20 protein-coding genes are annotated in these 18,977 nt (G+C 61.9%); 10 read left to right on the forward strand and 10 right to left on the reverse strand.

What is annotated here, in order from left to right; all coding sequences use genetic code 11:
- The first annotated feature begins 51 nt into the window (after nucleotides 1-51).
- From BLR63_RS14965 to BLR63_RS14975, 3 genes are all read left to right on the forward strand, one after another.
- Nucleotides 52-948 carry a LysR family transcriptional regulator gene (locus BLR63_RS14965; RefSeq protein WP_010563637.1) on the forward strand — a complete coding sequence of 299 codons (897 nt, stop codon included), beginning with the start codon at nucleotides 52-54 and terminating at the stop codon, nucleotides 946-948.
- A gap of 86 nt (nucleotides 949-1,034) precedes the next feature.
- Nucleotides 1,035-1,337 (forward strand): hypothetical protein, encoded by a 303-nt coding sequence (locus BLR63_RS14970; protein ID WP_010563636.1) that lies wholly within the window; start codon nucleotides 1,035-1,037, stop codon nucleotides 1,335-1,337.
- Between the two features lie 92 nt (nucleotides 1,338-1,429).
- Nucleotides 1,430-1,918 carry a methylated-DNA--[protein]-cysteine S-methyltransferase gene (locus BLR63_RS14975; RefSeq protein ID WP_010563635.1) on the forward strand — a complete coding sequence of 163 codons (489 nt, stop codon included), beginning with the start codon at nucleotides 1,430-1,432 and terminating at the stop codon, nucleotides 1,916-1,918.
- Between the two features lie 70 nt (nucleotides 1,919-1,988).
- Here the strand turns inward: BLR63_RS14975 and BLR63_RS14980 are convergent, their stop codons facing one another.
- The 3 genes from BLR63_RS14980 to BLR63_RS14990 all read right to left on the reverse strand — a co-directional run bounded on the left by BLR63_RS14980 (nucleotide 1,989) and on the right by BLR63_RS14990 (nucleotide 4,364).
- Complete coding sequence (locus BLR63_RS14980; protein WP_010563634.1) at nucleotides 1,989-2,516, reverse strand: DUF4142 domain-containing protein; 528 nt, start codon at nucleotides 2,514-2,516, stop codon at nucleotides 1,989-1,991.
- A 119-nt stretch (nucleotides 2,517-2,635) separates the two neighbouring features.
- Entirely contained in the window at nucleotides 2,636-3,277 is a 642-nt protein-coding gene (locus tag BLR63_RS14985) for a LysE family translocator (RefSeq protein WP_010563633.1), read from the reverse strand.
- 178 nt (nucleotides 3,278-3,455) lie between these two features.
- The gene (locus BLR63_RS14990) at nucleotides 3,456-4,364 is read right to left on the reverse strand and encodes a LysR family transcriptional regulator (protein ID WP_408003388.1); all 909 of its coding nucleotides are present in this window, start codon (nucleotides 4,362-4,364) and stop codon (nucleotides 3,456-3,458) included.
- A 77-nt stretch (nucleotides 4,365-4,441) separates the two neighbouring features.
- Between BLR63_RS14990 and BLR63_RS14995 the strand changes: the two genes are divergently transcribed.
- On the forward strand, nucleotides 4,442-4,930 hold the full coding sequence (locus tag BLR63_RS14995; RefSeq protein ID WP_010563631.1) for a DMT family transporter: 489 nt from the start codon (nucleotides 4,442-4,444) through the stop codon (nucleotides 4,928-4,930).
- A 90-nt stretch (nucleotides 4,931-5,020) separates the two neighbouring features.
- Here the strand turns inward: BLR63_RS14995 and BLR63_RS15000 are convergent, their stop codons facing one another.
- Together BLR63_RS15000 and yiaY are read right to left on the reverse strand one after the other, a co-directional pair.
- Nucleotides 5,021-5,695 (reverse strand): NAD(P)H-binding protein, encoded by a 675-nt coding sequence (locus BLR63_RS15000; RefSeq protein ID WP_010563630.1) that lies wholly within the window; start codon nucleotides 5,693-5,695, stop codon nucleotides 5,021-5,023.
- 80 nt (nucleotides 5,696-5,775) lie between these two features.
- Nucleotides 5,776-6,924, reverse strand: coding sequence for an L-threonine dehydrogenase (gene yiaY / locus BLR63_RS15005; protein ID WP_010563629.1), 1,149 nt, complete (start codon nucleotides 6,922-6,924; stop codon nucleotides 5,776-5,778).
- A 123-nt stretch (nucleotides 6,925-7,047) separates the two neighbouring features.
- On the opposite strand from yiaY, the gene BLR63_RS15010 reads away from it, so the two are divergent.
- Nucleotides 7,048-8,064 (forward strand): DUF4917 family protein, encoded by a 1,017-nt coding sequence (locus BLR63_RS15010; RefSeq protein WP_010563628.1) that lies wholly within the window; start codon nucleotides 7,048-7,050, stop codon nucleotides 8,062-8,064.
- Nucleotides 8,065-8,076: 12 nt separating this feature from the next.
- On the opposite strand, the gene BLR63_RS15015 is transcribed toward BLR63_RS15010, so the two are convergent.
- A complete protein-coding gene (locus BLR63_RS15015; protein ID WP_010563627.1) occupies nucleotides 8,077-8,604 on the reverse strand; it encodes a helix-turn-helix domain-containing protein in 528 nt (175 codons plus the stop codon).
- A 160-nt stretch (nucleotides 8,605-8,764) separates the two neighbouring features.
- On the opposite strand from BLR63_RS15015, the gene BLR63_RS15020 reads away from it, so the two are divergent.
- The 4 genes from BLR63_RS15020 (at nucleotide 8,765) to BLR63_RS15035 (ending at nucleotide 12,858) form a co-directional block, all read left to right on the forward strand.
- The gene (locus tag BLR63_RS15020; RefSeq protein ID WP_010563626.1) at nucleotides 8,765-9,547 is read left to right on the forward strand and encodes an aldolase; all 783 of its coding nucleotides are present in this window, start codon (nucleotides 8,765-8,767) and stop codon (nucleotides 9,545-9,547) included.
- 28 nt (nucleotides 9,548-9,575) lie between these two features.
- Nucleotides 9,576-10,448, forward strand: coding sequence for a dihydrodipicolinate synthase family protein (locus BLR63_RS15025; RefSeq protein WP_010563625.1), 873 nt, complete (start codon nucleotides 9,576-9,578; stop codon nucleotides 10,446-10,448).
- Nucleotides 10,449-10,813: 365 nt separating this feature from the next.
- Nucleotides 10,814-11,782, forward strand: coding sequence for a FecR family protein (locus BLR63_RS15030; RefSeq protein WP_010563624.1), 969 nt, complete (start codon nucleotides 10,814-10,816; stop codon nucleotides 11,780-11,782).
- A 176-nt stretch (nucleotides 11,783-11,958) separates the two neighbouring features.
- On the forward strand, nucleotides 11,959-12,858 hold the full coding sequence (locus tag BLR63_RS15035) for a DMT family transporter (RefSeq protein WP_042946531.1): 900 nt from the start codon (nucleotides 11,959-11,961) through the stop codon (nucleotides 12,856-12,858).
- 102 nt (nucleotides 12,859-12,960) lie between these two features.
- On the opposite strand, the gene BLR63_RS15040 is transcribed toward BLR63_RS15035, so the two are convergent.
- From BLR63_RS15040 to BLR63_RS15055, 4 genes are all read right to left on the reverse strand, one after another.
- Nucleotides 12,961-14,178 (reverse strand): class I SAM-dependent methyltransferase, encoded by a 1,218-nt coding sequence (locus BLR63_RS15040; protein WP_010563622.1) that lies wholly within the window; start codon nucleotides 14,176-14,178, stop codon nucleotides 12,961-12,963.
- A 143-nt stretch (nucleotides 14,179-14,321) separates the two neighbouring features.
- Nucleotides 14,322-14,939 (reverse strand): TPM domain-containing protein, encoded by a 618-nt coding sequence (locus BLR63_RS15045; protein ID WP_010563621.1) that lies wholly within the window; start codon nucleotides 14,937-14,939, stop codon nucleotides 14,322-14,324.
- Nucleotides 14,940-14,970: 31 nt separating this feature from the next.
- A complete protein-coding gene (locus tag BLR63_RS15050) occupies nucleotides 14,971-15,702 on the reverse strand; it encodes a TPM domain-containing protein (protein WP_010563620.1) in 732 nt (243 codons plus the stop codon).
- A gap of 18 nt (nucleotides 15,703-15,720) precedes the next feature.
- Nucleotides 15,721-16,332, reverse strand: coding sequence for a LemA family protein (locus BLR63_RS15055; RefSeq protein ID WP_010563619.1), 612 nt, complete (start codon nucleotides 16,330-16,332; stop codon nucleotides 15,721-15,723).
- A gap of 241 nt (nucleotides 16,333-16,573) precedes the next feature.
- Between BLR63_RS15055 and bglX the strand changes: the two genes are divergently transcribed.
- The gene (bglX, locus tag BLR63_RS15060) at nucleotides 16,574-18,865 is read left to right on the forward strand and encodes a beta-glucosidase BglX (protein ID WP_010563618.1); all 2,292 of its coding nucleotides are present in this window, start codon (nucleotides 16,574-16,576) and stop codon (nucleotides 18,863-18,865) included.
- Nucleotides 18,866-18,977: the final 112 nt, after the last annotated feature.

Consider the following 18,977-nt stretch of genomic DNA (forward strand, 5'->3'; position numbering starts at 1 on the left):
CGGCTCTGAAACCAATACCGAATTCCGACCGATTGATACCCAAGGATCAGGATGCTCGACCTACGCAAGCTGCGTTACTTTCTGACAGTCGCCGAAGAATTGCACTTCGGCCGCGCCGCCCTTCGCCTGCATCTGGCCCAGCCGCCGTTGACCCGGCAGATCTCGGCACTGGAAGCGGAACTGGGCTTCAAGCTGTTCGATCGCACCAGCCGCACGGTGTCCCTCACCGCCCAGGGCCGTTCGTTTCTGCCTTACGCCCGTGGCGTGTTGGAACAGGTCGAATTGGCCCAGGTGATCGCCGGTAAATTGGCCGCAGGCACAGCCGGGCAACTGGCGTTGGGCTATGTCAGTTCGATCGCCCTGTCGGACCTTTTCAGCCAGACAATCCAGACCTTCGCCCAACGCTTTCCCGATGTGCAGTTGACCCTGGTGGAATGCGCCTCCGGCAACCTCGGCGCGCAGGTGGCGGATGGGCGGCTGGATATCGGTTTGAGTCGGTTGCTGCCGCAAAGTAACGCAGTGCAGGCGTTGTCATTGGGTGAGGAGCGATTGGTGGCGGCGGTGTCCAGTGACAGCCCTTTGGCCCGCGAGTCGGTTGTCAGCTTGGCGCAGCTCAGTGCATATCCGTTGATTCTGTTTCCAGCCGACTATGTGTCGGGACTGAACCAATCCATCGAGCAGCTTTACCGTCACCACGCCGTGCCCCTGCGTGCGGGCCCGATCGGGCGGCAGATCACCTCGATCATCGCGCTGGTGGCGGCTGGACAAGGAGTCGCGCTGGTACCGCAATGCACGCAGAGCTTGATGAACAAGGGGGTGACGTATCGACCACTGGTGGAGGCGGACGCGTGTGCAAAATTGCTGGTGCTGACCGCAGCTGAAAGAAAAGGTGTATTGGTTGACGCGTTCCTCACCGTTATCGCCGAGACGCTGCAGCAGGATCGGTAGCCCTACCGTGCGCAAAGTCTGACAGCGACGGTAGCGTCCGTTCGTGATGATGTGGCCCAGCCAGCCCGAGAAACAGGATGACCGTCATGCCAGACCCCATACGACACACACCAAAACCCATATTGCGCCAAGTGGTCGGCTGGGTGCTGGTAGTCCCCTTGCTGGTCTCGCTGGTGCGCCTGCCGTTTCCACTGGGCCTGGCCCTCGCGCTGGGAACGATCGTCGCGTCAACGTATGGCGTAAGGTTCGCCAGGCGCCACGCCAGCCGCCGGGTAACGGTGCTGGCGTTGATCGGCACCTTGCTCAATGCCATCTCATTGGTTGTGCTGGGGGCCGCCTCGTGGCTGACGGCGCTCTATTACCTTTCAAGGGTTTACTGGAACTTCTAGGCTGGCGGAAAATTCGACCGCAAGAAACGAAGTTTCCGGTGCAATGGGTGGGTCTAGATTGAGCCATCCCCAACCCGTTCAGGAGCCCTCTTATGCGCTATGAATACACGCTCATGCCCTCCCCCGTCGGCGAACTCACTCTGGTGGCGCGCGCGGGGAAACTCAGCGCCATCCTGTGGGAACAAGAGCGCGCCAACCGCGTCCGCCTGGGGCCGTTGCACGAGGCCAACGACAATCCGGTGCTATTGGAAACCCAGCGCCAGCTACGGGAATATTTCGCCGGTAGCCGCAACCGGTTCGAGCTGGAATTGGACTTCACCGGCACCGCGTTTCAGCAGCAGGTCTGGCAAGCCCTGCTGACCATTCCATTTGGCGAAACCCGCAGCTACAGCCAGATCGCCCAGCAGATCGGCAACCCGAAAGCCGTGCGTGCCGTGGGCGCGGCCAATGGGCGTAATCCGATCTCGATCATTGCTCCGTGCCATCGTGTGATAGGCGCATCAGGCGGGTTGACCGGGTTTGCCGGGGGGCTTGCGGCCAAGCAGTATCTGCTGGCGCTGGAAGGCACCGACCGAGGCTGACGTGCCCCCAGCACAAAAAAACGGCGGTTGGATTTGATCCAACCGCCGTTTTTCGTAGTCGCTGAAGGGCTCAACCGTCGCCTTGATGACCCTTCCCGTAGGTGGACGCCAGGGCGCGGGCCTTTTGCAGACGCTCTTGCAACTTGGGCAGCGTCTCATCCACCAAGGCTTTTATTTCCGGCACATCGGACGCCGCGCCTTCCTGTTTGAACAGAGCGATGGCGTCTTCGTTTTCCTTGACCTGCTGCGCGGTGTAGGCAGCGTCGAAGGAGTCGCCGTCCTTGAGTTCGGGCATCAGGGTTTCGGCCTTGTCGACGATCTTCTCGCGCGGGGCCACGGGCAGGTCGAGCTTCTTGGCGATCGCCGCCAGGTGCTGATTGGCCAGGGTGCGCTCGTTGATCACCTCGATGGTGTAGTCCTTGATTTCCTGGGACGAGGTTTTGGCGTGGGCCATGCGACTGGTTTCGATATCGGCCATGCCTTTGGCCGAAGCCTGCTCGATGAATTCAGCAGGCGACTGGGCGAAAGCATTGCTGGCGCCGAGGCCCAGCAGCATCGCGAAACTGGCGGTGCGTAACCGGATAGCCATGCGGCTCATGATGGGTTCCTCCAGGGCAAAAATAGGTGCGAGGGAATACACCTCGCCTTGAATTCGAATTTTCAGGGCGGCAAAGGTTTAGAAAAAACCTGTCAGTGCGACGAACGGTCCTCGTCGTGTCAGGCCGGTTTACTGCCGAACAAGCCCGGCAATGCATGGGCCAGGGCATTGATGGCGAAGCCGATAAACATCACGCCACAGAGTCTGGTGATCAGGATTTCATGGCGCTGATACACCGTGCGCACGCGCTGGGCGCCCACCACGCCGATCAGGATCGCGTAGGCCAGCAGCCCGCCGACGAAGCTGAGAATGATCAACGACGGCAGCATCGACCAGGTCAGCAATTCGGCTCGACTGGACAGCAACGCAGTGAACGTCGCCACGGCGACCGGGTATGCCTTGGGGTTGGTCAGGCCGAACACAATGCCGTGCCAGAACGGATGCCGCGCCGCACCCTGAGGGGCATCACCGCCGCGACGCTGGGTGCGGATCGCGCGCCAGCCCAGCCAGAACAGGTACAGGCCGCTGAGTACCCCCAGCACATCGAATGCCGTGCTGCCGACTTCCCGCGCGCCCACAATCGCGATCAGCGCCGTGCTGCACCACACCACATCGCCAAGCAAGTGCCCACACAAAAATCCCGCCCCGGCACGACGGCCACGGGCGGCGCCGATGCCGAATACGGCCAGTACCCCTGGACCCGGCGTGATGCCGTAGATAAAACCCGAAGCGAGGACGGCAAGCAGCAAGGATGGGCTCATGGGCGCGACTCCGGTAGAGGGTTGAACGATGGAGGGATTCTGCCTGTTCCGAGGCTACGGGTAAAACTTCATTACGGCATAGGGCTTGTGGCGACAGGCCTAGGCCACCGTAGCTGGAACACGGGAGTGGGAATTTTCCATACTCGATGCCAGCCGCCAGCATCCTGGCAGTGAACGTTCAAGCGTGTAATACACCCAGCACACGCGCCATCAACCACTGCAACCCCGAATCCCCGCCCCGCCGCGCATGCCACGCCAGCTCAAAGGCAAACGAGGGGATATGAAACGGCGGCGGTACGGTCAGCAGCTGTTGATGATCGATATCGAGCAAGCCACGGGATGACACCGTCAGGATCAAGTCCGTGCCCTGGATCAACTGCGGCGCCACGCCCCAATGCGGCAGGCTGATCGCCACATGCCGCCGCTCACGAATGGCCGTCAATGCGCGCTCGATTTCTGGCGTGCCGCTGCCACGCATTTCCAGCAGCACATGGGGACGCGACAGGTAGGTCGACAAGTCAAGGATACCGCTCGCCGGCAGGCTGTCGCGGTCCACCAGGCAGGTGTAATGCTCTTCGAACAACGGCGTACTGTGCAGTTCGGCAGGCCGATCGGGAAACACACCAGCGGCCAGGTCGAGGTCACCATTGAGGATGCCGTCCACCATACCCTCGCGGCTGGCCTGGATGATTTGCAGGTCGATGCCTGGCGCTTCGCGACGCAAGGTTCTCACCAGACCGGGTAGGAAGATCGCCGCGCTGTAGTCCGACATTGCCACACGAAAGCGACGCTTGGCCGACGCCGGGTCGAACCGGTTCGACGCCAGCAGTGCCTGCACCTGGGCGAGGGCCTCGGCCAGCGGCGCGACGAGTTCCAGCGCGCGGGCGGTCGGCACCAGCGCACCGCCCTGGCGCACCAACAGCGGATCCCCCAGCAGATCGCGCAAGCGCGCCAGCGCATGGCTGACTGCCGGTTGGCTCAAGTGCAGACGCTCGGCGGCACGGGTGACATGTTGCTCACTGAGCAAGGCGTCGAGGATCACCAACAAGTTCAGGTCGACGCGGCGCAGATCATTCATCAGCTGCATGCTCAGCATAAGAATTTGGAATTTAAATTTGCGTGACGAATACCCTAGAGTCCAGTAAAACCTCTGGGAGATTCAAGATGACGACGTTGCATTGGGCCGGTGTGTTGCTATTGGCCGTGATCGCCGGCGCGGTGGTGCCATTTCAAAGTGCGATCAACGCCAACCTGGGGCGCGGGCTCGGCCATCCGTTGTGGGCCACGCTCGCGTCGTTGCTGGTGAGCATTGTCGTGTTGCTGCCGGTCATCATTGCACTGCGCGTGCCGCTGCCGAGCCTGGCGTTTATCACCAAGGCACCGCTGTGGATGTGGGCCGGCGGTGCGTTCGGGGTGTGCTTTATCTCGTTGGCGCTGATGCTACTGCCCAAGCTGGGGGCGTCGGGGTTCATCGCGCTGGCCATGGCCGGGCAGATCCTGGCCTCGCTGTTGCTCGACCATTTCGGTTTGTTCGGACTCGTGGAACGCCAGCTGACAACGCCCCGAATCCTTGGCGCGTTGCTGTTGATCGTCGGCGTGGCGTTGATTCAGTTCAGCTCCACGCCGGCCCGCGCAGTGGTGACACTGGGCTGATCAGCCTTTGTCCTGCGTGCGCAACTTCTGCGGCAACGAACAGCTGCAGCGTGATCAGGTCCAGGCGACGTACCAGGCTCTTGTGCAGCATCAGGGACGCTCGGATGCCAGGCGATTGATCTCGGCCTGTTCCACCACCGGTTGCGGCGCACCATGGCGCACCGCCGCCAGCATCGCCCGGCCGACGGTTTCGGTGCTGACCACCCAGCCCGGCTTGAGTCGACGCAGCAGCGAAAGCAACGGCCCGAACGCGCAATAGAAGGCCTGATACACGCGCGTCTTGGAGCGCACGCCATGCAATGGCTGGATCAGCCCCGGCCGAAACAGATAGACCGCCTTGAACGGCAGGCGCAGCAAGGCATTCTCGGTCTTGCCCTTGACCCGCGCCCACATCGATTTGCCCGCCTCGGAACTGTCGGTACCGGCGCCGGACACATAGATAAAAGTCATCTGCGGATTAAGCCGCGCCAGGGTGCTGGCGGCGACCAGAGTGAGGTCGTAGGTGAGGTGGGTGTAGCGGGTTTCAGTCATGCCTGCCGAGGAAACGCCGAGGCAGAAGAAGCACGCATCAAAACCTTGCAGTAGGTTTTCCAGGGGTTGCAAATCCAGCATGTCGCTGTGCAGCACCTGATGCAGCTTGTCGTGCTCCAGGGCCAACGGTGTGCGGCCAACCGCGACGACTTCCTGCACATCGGCGGCCAGCAGGCACTCGCGCAGCACGCCCTGACCGACCATGCCGGTGGCACCGAATAACAGAATTCTCATAGGGGAACCTCAGCGGCAAGCCGCAAGCATCAAGCTCAAGTTGCAGGCAGCTTAACAGCTTGCGGCTTACGGCAGCCCTATCAGAACGCGCTGCGGAAGATCTCCTCGATCTGGCGTTGATCCGCTCGCCGCGGATTGGTCAGCCCGCACGCATCCTTGAGCGCATTGGTGGCCAGCAGGGGAATGTCCTGCAACTTGGCGCCCAGCTCGCGCAGGCCGGCGGGGATTTCCACGTCCTGGGACAACGCACGGATCGCCGCGATGGCCGCCTGGGCGCCCTCTTCGTCGGTCGTGCCTTTGATATCCGCACCCAACGCGCGGCCGACGTCGCTCAAGCGCTTGGCACTCACACTGGCATTGAAGCTTTGCACATGGGGCAGCAGCACCGCGTTGCACACGCCGTGGGGCAAGTCGTACAGGCCGCCCAACTGGTGGGCCATGGCGTGCACAAAACCCAGGGAGGCATTGTTGAAGGCCATGCCGGCGAGGAACTGGGCATACGCCATGTTTTCCCGCGCGGCCTTGTCGCTGCCGTCACGAACCGCCAGGCGCAGATTGGCACTGATCAGTTCGATGGCCTTGATCGCGCAGGCATCGGTGATCGGCGTGGCGGCGGTGGATACGTAGGCTTCGATGGCGTGCGTCAGGGCATCCATGCCGGTAGCCGCGGTGAGGCCTTTGGGCATGCCGACCATCAGCGTCGGGTCATTGACCGACAGCAGCGGCGTGACGTTGCGGTCGACGATGGCCATTTTCACGTGGCGGGTTTCGTCGGTGATGATGCAGAAGCGGGTCATCTCGCTGGCGGTGCCGGCGGTGGTGTTGATAGCCACCAGGGGCAGTTGCGGCTTGCTCGATTGGTCGACGCCTTCATAGTCGCCGATGTGCCCGCCGTTGGTGGCGCACAGCGCGATACCCTTGGCACAGTCATGAGGCGAACCGCCGCCCAGGGACACGACAAAATCACAGGCGCTCTGCTTGAGCAGTGCCAGGCCTTTCTCGACGTTTTCCACATTCGGGTTGGGCTTGGCGCCGTCGTAGATCACCGAGTCGATGTCCTGCATCGCCAGTTTCTCGGCGATCATACTGGCCACGCCCGCCTTGGCCATGCCGGCGTCGGTGACGATCAGGGCCTTGCGAAAACCGTAGTTGCGAATGGCGACCATCGCTTCGTCGAGGCAGTCGGTGCCCATGATGTTAACGGCGGGAATGAAGAAGGTACTGCTCATGAAAAATCCTCGGAGGCGTTATGTCGACAGCATCCACCTGCATCGCTTGATCCGTCTTGATCAGGATCAAGCCACGCCCGTGATAAAGTCATCCCCCAGCCGATTTCGAGTAGACCCGCCGCAATGAAGGATTTCCAGGATATTGACGCCCACCTTGAAGACTGGAGCGCACTGCGCAGCGGCATCGCCTTCAGCGCGATTCTGATCGGCAACGGCGCCAGCCGGGCGATTTGGGAAGACTTTGCCTACGACTCGCTGTTCGAAAACGCACGCACCGTCGAAGAAAAACCCCTCAGCCAATCTGAACTCAGCGTGTTCGACGCCCTACAGACCCGCAGCTTCGAGCAGGCCCTCGGTGCGCTGAAGACCACCAGCCGGGTCAACAAGGCCCTGGCCGTCAGCTCGGCGGCGCCGCGCAATCGCTACTACGCGATCAAGGAAGCGCTGATCAATACCATCCACACCGTGCACATCCCCTGGCGCCTGGTGCAGCCGTCGACGCTGGCGACGATCAATGCCGAGCTGGCCCGGTACGCCACGGTATTCACCACCAATTACGACCTGCTCAACTACTGGGCGATCCTGCACACGCCCGGCATCGACGACCTGTTCCGCAGCGCCGACGCCAGCTTCGACCTGCGCAACACACGCACCGAGGCCACGCGCATCCTCTACCTGCACGGCGGCCTGCACCTGGTGCGCAACCTGGACGGCACCGCGCGTAAATTGCCGAGCACCGACAGCACCCTGCTCAGCAGTTTCGCGATCAACAACACGATCAAGACCCTGGACGATGTGCCGCTGTTCGTCAGCGAAGGCAAGGTGGAGGAAAAGCTCAAGACCATCCGCAGCTCGGATTACCTGTCGTTCTGCTATGAGCAGTTGCTGACCCATCAAGGCGCGCTGTGCCTCTTCGGCCATGACCTGGGCACGCAGGACAGGCACTTGGTGGACGCGATTCGCCAGGCCAGGCCGTCAACCCTGGCGATCTCGGTATCGGGCCGCAGCGACGGTTTCATTCGCCAGCAGAAACGCCGCTATTCAGAGCTGTTCGATGGCAGCGGCGTGGTGCTGAAGTTTTTTGCGGCGCGCACCCATCCCCTGGGTAATCCGGCGCTGTCGGTGCCGGTCGAACATTGACGGCATTCGCGGTCATTCTTCCGAGCTGTGTACCACCACTAACAGCTGCGCCTGCACCGACCCTACCGAACGCAACCGATGGGGCTTCTGCGCATTGAAGTACAGCGCATCTCCGCGTTCCAGAGTCACCCGCTCAGTCATGAAATCCACTTCCACCTGGCCTTCATGCACGAACAGGAATTCCTCCCCCACGTGTTCCTTGAAGGTCTTGTCGGTGAACTCCGTCGGCGGGTAGATGATGAACGGCAGCAGGCTGCGCTCGCTGACTTGATGGGCGAGCACCGCATAGCCGGATGGGGTACCGGGCCGCTCGTGGCTGCGCACCAGGCTGTAGCTGTCCAGGCTGACGCGCTCTTCGCTGAACAGTTCCTCGACCTTCACGTTCAACGCCTTGGCCAGTTTCAGCGCGGCGGCGATCGACGGCGTGTTGAGCCCGCGCTCGACCTTGGACAGATAACTCTTGGTCATCCCGGACTTTTCCGCCAGGGCCTCCAATGTCACGCCAAGTTTTTTTCTCAATAATTTCAAACGGATAGACATGTTCCGCGGTTAATCCAGACAGGAAGCGATGAGTTGTGCTTGCTAATGACACAAAGTGTCATATAGCATAATTAGTGTCATTTGCGTTCACCCAACGACCTTGCGAGCAGCGGGAGATCAGCAAATCCGACGTCCATTGAATCACCCAAAGGACACCGATATGGCCAAGACATTAGCACTCCCCAAAGACCAACTGGTCAAGCAAGCGCTGATCCAGATGCAAAACACCCTGGCGGATAATACGTGGACCGTGCGGCAAAAGCTGGCGCTGACCTGCCGCATCCTGTTCGAGAACGGCCATGACTCCGGACTCGCCGGGCAAATCACCGCGCGCGGGGCTCAACCCGGCACGTATTACACCCAGCAACTGGGCCTGGGTTTCGATGAGATCACCGCCAGCAACCTGCTGCTGGTCAACGAGGATCTGGAGGTACTGGAAGGCCATGGCATCCCCAACCCGGCCAACCGTTTTCACAGCTGGGTGTACCGGGGGCGGCCGGATGTGAACTGCATCATTCATACGCACCCCACGCATGTCGCTGCGCTGTCGATGCTGGAAGTGCCGCTGCAGGTGTCCCACATGGACCTCTGCCCGCTGTACGAAGACTGCGCGTTCCTGGAAGCCTGGCCGGGGGTGCCGGTGGGCAATGAAGAAGGCGAAATCATCACCACGGCCCTGGGCGACAAGCGCGCGATCCTGCTCTCGCACCACGGCCAGTTGTCGACCGGTGCCAGTGTCGAGGAAGCCTGCGTGATCGCACAGTTGATCGAACGTGCGGCCAAGTTGCAGTTGCTGGCCATGGCGGCCGGGACGATCAAGCCGATCCTGCCGCAACTGGGCCGCGAAGCCCATGACTGGATTTCCCGACCCAAGCGCCATGGCGCCGCGTTCGATTACTACGTCCGCCAGAACCTGCGCCAACACGCCGATTGCCTGAGCTGATCCACCCTTTTCCGACAGGAGACTTTCCATGCCAACCCCCAACATTCACGGCATCATCGGCTACACCATCACGCCATTCAGCGCCGACGGCCAGCGCGTGGACCTCGACGCCCTGGGCCGCTCCATCGACCGTTTGATCGACAGCGGTGTGCACGCCATCGCACCACTGGGCAGTACCGGCGAAGGTGCTTACTTGAGCGATGCCGAGTGGGATGACGTCAGCGCCTACAGCCTGGAGAAAGTCGGCAAACGGGTGCCGACCATTGTCAGCGTGTCCGACCTGACCACCGCCAAAGCCGTGCGCCGCGCACGTTACGCCGAAGCCCATGGCGCCGACGCGGTGATGGTGCTGCCGGCGTCTTACTGGAAGCTCAGCGAGGCCGAGATACTCGCCCACTACGCAGCCATCGGCGACAGCATCGGTGTGCCGATCATGCTCTACAACAACCCGGCTACCAGCGGCACGGACATGTCGGTGGACCTGATCCTACGCATCGTCAAGCACGTGGAAAACGTGACGATGGTCAAAGAAAGCACTGGGGATATTCAACGCATGCACCAATTACGGCGCCACAGCGATGTGCCGTTCTACAACGGCTGCAACCCGCTGGCACTGGAAGCATTCGCGGCCGGGGCGAAGGGGTGGTGCACGGCGGCGCCGAACCTGATCCCGCAGCTCAACCTGGATTTGTACGAGGCGGCGCTGGCCAATGATCTGACCCTGGCGCGCGAACTGTTCTATCGCCAGTTGCCGTTGCTGGAATTCATCCTCAAGGGCGGGTTGCCGGCGACGATCAAGGCCGGGTTGCGTCTGACCGGGTTGGAGGTGGGCGATCCAAGGTTGCCGGTTTTTCCGTTGGGTGACGCCGGGATCGAGCAACTGAAGACACTGCTGCAGTAGCACGATGATCGAATGTGGGAGGGGGCTTGCGCCCTCCCACAATTGACTGCATTCCATTGTTGGATCGGTGAGGTTAGTGGCATTTGCTGGAGATTGCCAAACCCACAAACGCCTGCCTGAGCACGCTCAAAAAATGTGGGAGGGGGCTTGCTCCCGATGGCAACGCCCCTCACCTTCCTGACACCCCGCTCGACATCATTTGCACCTTGCTACAGCGTGCTTGATCAACAAGGCGTTGAAAGAAGTCCTCGCCGAACGCTCGCTCCGCTGGCAAGAAGCCCCTATGCTGCACCGCTATGAAGGCCCGAGCCAGACGCACATCGCCAGCGACGCCTTCAACCCGAACCCGGCATGGAGCAGCCAGAATGAACCGCCTGAGCGACATCGACGCCCTGGAGATCGAGGAGAGCGACGCCATCGATGCCCAAGCCGCCAGTTGGTTTGCCCGCAACCGCAGCGACACGGCCCGCGCCGACCGCAAGGCCTTTGCCGAGTGGCAAGCGGTGCCGGCCCACGCCCGCGCCTATGCCGAGTTCGAACAACTGTGGGCCGACCTGGCCCAATTGCAGCAACTGAATAAACCCGTGGCGCTGCCCAAGCGCAAACCGTCGGTGTGGCGCCCAGCCCTGGCCGTGGCCGCCGCGTTGCTGTGTGCGGTGCTGACCACGCCCGTGGGTGCGCCCCGCGAGCTGTATCACACCCAGGTGGCCGCCCACGTCAAGGGCATGCGCACGCTGCACCTGCCCGACGGCAGCACGCTGTATGTGAACGCCCATTCCCGCCTGCGCGTGGATTTCACCGCGTACCAGCGCATCGTGCATCTGGACAAGGGCCAGGTGTATATCGAAGTGGCCGCCGACAAGGAACGACCACTGTTCGTGCAGGCGGGCGAAGCCAATGTGCGGGTGGTCGGCACCGGCTTCGATGTGCGGCGCAGCCAGCAGCAACTGGTGGTCAGCGTCGCCCATGGCCAAGTGGCGTTCGAGCCGGGCCCAAGAAGCCCGGTGGCCCTGCTCGGCGCCCAGCAACGCGCCAGCTACAACTACGCCAAGGGCACCTTGCAGCAGCAAACCCTCATCGACGAAGAAGTGGCCGACTGGCGCAGCGGAAACCTGGCATTTCGCAACCGCGACCTGGCCAGCCTGATCGACGAACTGAGCCTGTACCGGCCCCAGGCCCCGTTGCAGGTGAGCAGCGCGGTGGCGCAACTGAAAGTCTCGGGCAATCTGGATGTGAACGACCCCGACGCCCTGCTCAACGCCCTGCCCGCCCTGCTGCCGGTGAAAACCGTGGCCTCGGCCGACGGCATCATCAGGATCGAACCTCGCGAATGATCTGCGAGGCCCAGACGCGAGTGTCCTGATCCCCTCATTCCCTGAGCGATTTTTCGCCAGTCAGCTCGCGCCTGCAAACTGTACGGATAAATCCGCACCCAGCTGTAGGCCCGCGTTTGGCGGGGGTTGTGGCTAGATGGGTTTCCCTTGAAACCTTCTAGTTGTCGGTCCCCATCATGAGTTCGCGCGAAAACACCGGCATGGCCCTCGGCCTGCTGGGCGTCATCATCTTCAGCCTGACCCTGCCCTTCACCCGCATCGTGGTGCAGGAAATCCATCCGTTACTCAACGGCCTGGGTCGCGCGTTGTTCGCGGCGATCCCGGCGGCGGCGCTGTTGCTGTGGCGCCGCGAGCGCTGGCCCAGCTGGCGCCAGGTGCGCGGGCTGGGCCTGGTGATCGCCGGGGTGATCCTCGGTTTTCCGGTGCTGTCGGCCTGGGCCATGCAGACCCTGCCGGCGTCCCATGGCGCGCTGGTCAACGGCCTGCAACCGCTGTGTGTGGCGCTGTATGCGGCGTGGCTGTCCCATGAACGGCCATCCAAAGCCTTCTGGGCCTGCGCCGCGTTGGGCAGTGGGTTGGTGCTCGGATATGCGCTGATCACCGGCGCCGGCAGTATCCAGGCGGGCGATCTGTTGATGCTCGGTGCGATTGCCGTCGGTGGCCTGGGGTATGCCGAAGGCGGGCGACTGGCCAAGGAGATGGGCGGCTGGCAAGTGATCTGCTGGGCGCTGGTGCTGTCCACGCCGGTGTTGATCGGCCCGGTGTGGTACCTGGCGGCGCAGCATCAAGGCGCGATCTCCATGCGCACCTGGTGGGCGTTCGGCTATGTGTCGCTGTTCTCGCAGTTCCTCGGATTCTTTGCCTGGTATGCCGGCCTGGCCATGGGCGGCATCGCGCGGGTCAGCCAGATTCAACTGCTGCAGATCTTCTTCACCATCGCGTTTTCGGCGTTGTTCTTTGGCGAACACATCGAGCCGATCACCTGGCTGTTTGCATGCGGGGTAATCATCACGGTGATGCTGGGGCGCAAGACTGCGGTGCAGGCTGCGCCCATCTCGAAGGCCAATGCGATTTAACGGTGGGAGGGGGCTTGCTCCCGATAGGGGCTTATCAGTCGATGCATATGTGACTGAACCGCCGCAATCGGGAGCAAGCCCCCTCCCCCATTGGCTTCGTGTTCAGCCGAGGTAGTCATCCTCGCGCAGCAAGGTTTCCAGGCAGTGCTCGGTGATGTGATAGAAGTCCTTGAGTTGCTGGATCTTGTCCAGTAACGGCGCGTTGTCCAGCGGCTCCGCACGCTTGACCGCGAGGATCATCTTGTTCTTGTTGGTGTGTTCCAGGGAGATGAACTCGAACACCTTGGTCTCATAGCCGCAGGCCTCGAGGAACAAGGCGCGCAGGCTGTCGGTGACCATTTCCGCCTGCTGGCCCAGGTGCAGGCCGTATTGCAGCATCGGTTTCAACAGCAGCGGGCTCTGGATCTGCAGGCGAATCTGTTTGTGGCAGCACGGCGAGCACATGATGATCGCCGCGCCGGAGCGGATACCGGTGTGGATCGCATAATCGGTGGCCACATCGCAGGCATGCAGCGCGATCATCACGTCCAGTTCGCTCGGCGCCACGCTGCGCACGTCGCCGCATTTGAACGTCAGCCCCGGGTGTTCCAGGCGCGCGGCGGCGGCGTTGCACAAGGTCACCATGTCTTCACGCAGTTCGACGCCGGTGACTTCGGCTTCGACATTGAGGGTGTTGCGCAGGTAGTCGTGGATGGCGAAGGTCAAGTAGCCCTTGCCCGAGCCGAAGTCGGCGACGCGCATCGGCAGGTCCAGCCTCAGGGGCGATGCGATCAGCGCATGGCTGAACACTTCGATGAACTTGTTGATCTGCTTCCATTTGCGCGACATCGACGGGATCAGCGCATGCTTGGCATCGGTCACGCCCAGGTCGACAAGGAACGGTCGGTTGAGGTCGAGGAAGCGATGCTTCTCGCGGTTATGCTCGGCCGAGGGCGCCTCGCGCAGTTGCTGCGGCTTGCTTTTGAACAGCGAGCTTTTGTTCTTCTTGCTGTATTCCAACTGGGCTTCGTCGGTCAGCGCCAGCAAGTGTGCGTTCTTGAACGAAGCCGGCAGCAGCTCGGCAATCGCCGCCACGCCATCGGCCACGGGCAGGTTCTTGGTGATATCGCGGGTCTTGTAGCGGTAGACGAAGGACAGGCACGCCTGCTCCTTGACCGTCACCGGCTTGATGATCAGCCGTTGCAGCTCGACGTCCTCACCCACGTACTTGGCCAGCACCAACTTGATGAAGGCGCTGTGTGCGAGGCTGGTGTTCAGGAGTTCGATGAACTGGGCGTGATGATCCGGCGCAAGGCTGGCAGGTTGAGCGGTGACGGACATGAACAAAACGCCTCGGGCTGGGAATGCCGGGCATTTTAGGGGGGATAGCCCACCAGGGCACGGAGTTATTTGACCAGTGGTCGGCGCCGATTCAAATGTGGGAGCAAATCCCCTCCCACATTTTTTGCTCGGGGGAGCCTGGACTATTCGAGTACCACCAGGCGATTGGGCAGTTCGTTACGCGCCTGCGTCACCGGCACATGCGCCTTGAGCAACTCACCGCAGGCCTCGATGCAGGCAATGAACCCGGCCAGCGTTTGCCCCTGCTTCACTTGCTGGGTGAACGCCTTGACGATGCCATCCCAATGGCTGTCGTCCAGGCGCTTGGAAATCCCGTCATCCACCAGAATCTCCACATAGCGTTCCGCCTCGCTGACGAAAATCAGCACCCCGGTGCTGCCTATGGTGCGGTGCAGGTTCTGCTCCAGGAACTGTCGGCGCGCCAGGTTCGACGCGCGCCAATGGCGCACCGAACGGGGGATCAACCGCGTGGTGACCCTGGGCAAGCGAAACACCAGGCACAGCAAGATGAACGTCACCCATTGCGCCAGCAGCAAGGTGTACATGGTCAGGTAGCCCGACAGGTAATGCACCACACCGGGCACCACCAGAGCGATGAGGCTGGCCCACAGCAACGGGATATAGGCGTAGTCATCCGCACGGGCAGCCAGCACCGTCACCAGTTCGGCGTCGGTCTGTTGCTCGACCCGGGCAATCGCCTCGGCGACCTGGCGCTGCTCGTGTTCACTCAGTAATGCCATGGTTGTAGATGCTCTTTTCTCGTTATTGTCATTACCAGCCGCCCGACGCCCCGCCGCCACCAAAGCCGCCACCGCCGCCCCGGAAACCACCGCCGCCACCGCCTCCGTCATTGCCGCCACGGCCACTGCTGCTGAGGATCGCCAACAGGATCGCCCACACCGGCAGGCCCAGGCGATTGCACAGCCACAACACGCCGATCAACAGGATGAACAAGCCGATGGAAAACCCCGGATTATCCTTGGCGAAGTTGGCATCCGCCACATGGGCCGGCACCGCCAGGGGCTCGCCGCCCACCACCTGGATCATCGCCGCCACGCCATCGCTGATGCCCTGGCTGAAATTACCCGCCTTGAACTTGGGCGTGATTACCTGGTTGATGATCACCCACGACTGCGCATCGGTGAGCACACCTTCCAGGCCATAGCCGACTTCGATGCGCAACCTGCGCTCATCGCGGGCGACGATCAACAGCGCGCCGTTGTCCTTGCCCTTCTGGCCGATGCCCCAGTGGCGGCCCAGTTGATAACCGTAGTCTTCAATGGGCACGCCCTGCAGGTCGGGCACGGTGACCACCACGATCTGGTCGCCACTGCTTTGCTCCAGCGCCTGCAACTGCTGGGTGATGTGCTCGCGTACCTCCGGGTCGATCATCTGGGCGGTGTCCACCACCCGTCCGGTCAACGCCGGGAACGTCAACGCCGCCTGGGCCAGACCCACGCAAGCCAACAGCCACAGCGCCAGGCTTATCCTTAATAAACGCATCGACACCTCAATGAAGCCTTATTTGAACTTCACTTGCGGCGCTTTATCAGCATCGGCGCTGGTGGCTTCGAACGTGGCGCGGATCGGCAGATCGCTGTACATCACGCTGTGCCACAGGCGGCCGGGGAACGTGCGGATCTCGGTGTTATAGGCCTGTACGGCCTGGATGAAATCGCGGCGAGCCACGGCGATGCGGTTTTCCGTGCCTTCAAGCTGCGACTGCAGGGCCAGAAAATTCTGATTGGCCTTCAGGTCCGGATAGCGCTCGGACACCACCATCAAACGGCTCAGGGCACCGCTCAAGCCATCCTGGGCTTGCTGGTACTGCTTGAGTTTTTCCGGGTTGTCGAGAGTGCTGGCATCGACCTGGATCGACGTCGCCTTGGCCCGCGCCTCGATCACGGCGGTGAGGGTGTCCTGCTCATGGGCCGCGTAGCCCTTGACCACTTCCACCAGGTTGGGAATCAGGTCGGCCCGGCGTTGATACTGGTTCTGCACCTGGCCCCAGGCCGCCTTGGCCTGTTCATCCAGGGTCGGAATAGTGTTGATGCCACAACCGCTCAGGACTGTGCTGATCAATAGCAAAGCCGCGGCTTTCAAGCCCCAGCGGTAACCTTGTGCTGCTTGCATGGTGTTTCTCCTGCCCAACCTTTAAGGAATTTGACGACTCGCCCTATAAACCACGCGCATGGGGCATAATCCGCCCCCATCACTGGAATGCATCGAGCCAATCAGCTAAAAAGATGCCCAGCGCGATAAAGAGTTCAGAGTGTGCGGCATTTATCTGAACGACACCCGAATAACAATAGACGCTCCCCACATTTTGGCCGACCAGCCTAACCGCTGTGCAGTGCGCCGAAAAAGGATATTCATGAAGAAGCTGTGTTTGCTCGGCCTTGTTGCCACTTTGGCTACCCAACCCGTCTGGGCAGAAACAAAGCCTGCTGCGCTTAAAGACAAGGACGCCTTCGTCAGCGACCTGCTCGGACAGATGACCCTCGATGAAAAGATCGGCCAATTGCGCCTGATCAGCATCGGCCCGGAAATGCCCCGCGAGCTGATCCGCAAGGAAATCGCCGCCGGCCGCATCGGTGGCACGTTCAACTCCATCACCCGCCCGGAAAACCGTCCGATGCAGGACGCGGCCATGCGCAGCCGCTTGAAGATCCCGATGTTCTTCGCCTATGACGTGATCCACGGCCACCGCACGATCTTTCCGATCAGCCTGGCCCTGGCCTCCAGCTGGGACCTGGACGCCATCGGCCGCTCCGGGCGCATCGCCGCCCAGGAAGCCGCCGCCGACAGCCTCGATCTCACCTTCGCGCCGATGGTCGACATCTCCCGCGATCCGCGCTGGGGCCGGACGTCCGAAGGCTTCGGCGAAGACACCTACCTGGTGTCGCGCATCGCCGAAGTGATGGTCAAGGCCTTCCAGGGCACCAGCCCCGCGAATGCCGACAGCATCATGGCCAGCGTCAAGCACTTTGCCCTGTACGGCGCGGTGGAAGGCGGTCGCGACTACAACGTGGTCGACATGAGCCCGGTCAAGATGTACCAGGACTACCTGCCGCCCTACCACGCGGCGATCAAGGCCGGTTCCGGCGGTGTGATGGTGGCGCTCAACTCGATCAACGGCGTGCCCGCCACCGCCAACACCTGGCTGATGAACGACCTGCTGCGCAAGGACTGGGGCTTCAAGGGCCTGGCTGTCAGCGACCACGGCGCGATCTTCGAGCTGATCAAGCACGGCGTGGCCAAGGACGGGCGTGAAGCCGCCAAGCTGGCGATCAAGGCCGGCATCGACATGAGCATGAACGACTCGCTGTATGGCAAGGAATTGCCAGGGCTGCTCAAATCCGGCGAGATCGAGCAGAGCGATATCGACAACGCCGTGCGCGAAGTGCTCGGCGCCAAATACGACATGGGCCTGTTCAAAGACCCGTACCTGCGCATCGGCAAGGCCGAGGACGACCCCGCCGACACCTACGCCGAAAACCGCCTGCACCGTGCCGAAGCCCGTGATGTCGCACGCCGCAGCCTGGTGCTGCTGAAGAACCAGAACGACACCCTGCCGCTGAAAAAATCCGCGACCATCGCGCTCGTGGGCCCGCTGGCCAAGGCGCCAATCGACATGATGGGCAGTTGGGCCGCCGCCGGTAAGCCTGCGCAATCGGTCACGCTGCTCGACGGCCTCAACGCGGCCATCGGCGGGAAAGGCAAGATCATCTACGCCCGTGGCGCCAATATCACCAACGACAAGGCCGTGGTCGATTACCTCAACTTCCTCAACTTCGATGCCCCGGAAGTGGTGGATGACACCCGCCCGGCCCAGGAAATGATCGACGAGGCCGTCAAGGCCGCCAAGGATGCCGACGTGGTGGTCGCCGCCGTGGGCGAGTCCCGTGGCATGTCCCATGAATCGTCCAGCCGCACCGACCTGAACATTCCGCAAAGCCAGCGCGACCTGATCAAAGCCCTCAAAGCCACGGGCAAACCGCTGGTGCTGGTGCTGATGAACGGCCGTCCGCTGTCGATCCTGGACGAGAAGCAACAGGCCGATGCGATCCTGGAAACCTGGTTCGCCGGCACCGAAGGCGGCAACGCCATCGCCGACGTGCTGTTCGGTGACTACAACCCGTCGGGCAAGCTGCCGATCACCTTCCCACGCTCGGTGGGGCAGATTCCGACCTATTACAACCACCTGACCATCGGCCGGCCGTTCACCCCAGGCAAGCCGGGCAACTACACCTCACAATACTTCGATGACATCACCGGGCCGCTGTTCCCGTTTGGTTATGGCCTGAGCTACACCACGTTCAGCCTCTCGGACATGGCGCTGTCGTCCACCACCCTGAACAAGACCGGCAAGCTCGACGCCAGCGTCACCGTGAAAAACACCGGCAAGGTGGACGGCGAAACCGTGGTGCAGCTGTATATCCAGGACGTGGCGGGTTCGATGATCCGGCCGATCAAGGAGCTGAAGAACTTCCAGAAGGTCATGCTCAAGGCTGGCGAAGAACGCACCTTGCACTTCACCATCACCGAGGACGACTTGAAGTTCTATAACACCCAACTCAAGTACGCAGCCGAACCGGGCCAGTTCAATGTGCAGATCGGGCTGGATTCCCAGGATGTGCAGCAGCAAACCTTCGAGCTGCTCTGACACCCGCCCCCATCCTCTATAGGAGCGAGCTTGCTCGCGAAGACCGTTAACGATGACGCGCTCATGCTGAATGAACGCGTCGTTCTCAGGTTTTTCGCGAGCAAGCTCGCTC

It is taken from the genome of Pseudomonas extremaustralis, from assembly GCF_900102035.1.
Taxonomy (GTDB): Bacteria; Pseudomonadota; Gammaproteobacteria; order Pseudomonadales; family Pseudomonadaceae; genus Aquipseudomonas; species Aquipseudomonas extremaustralis.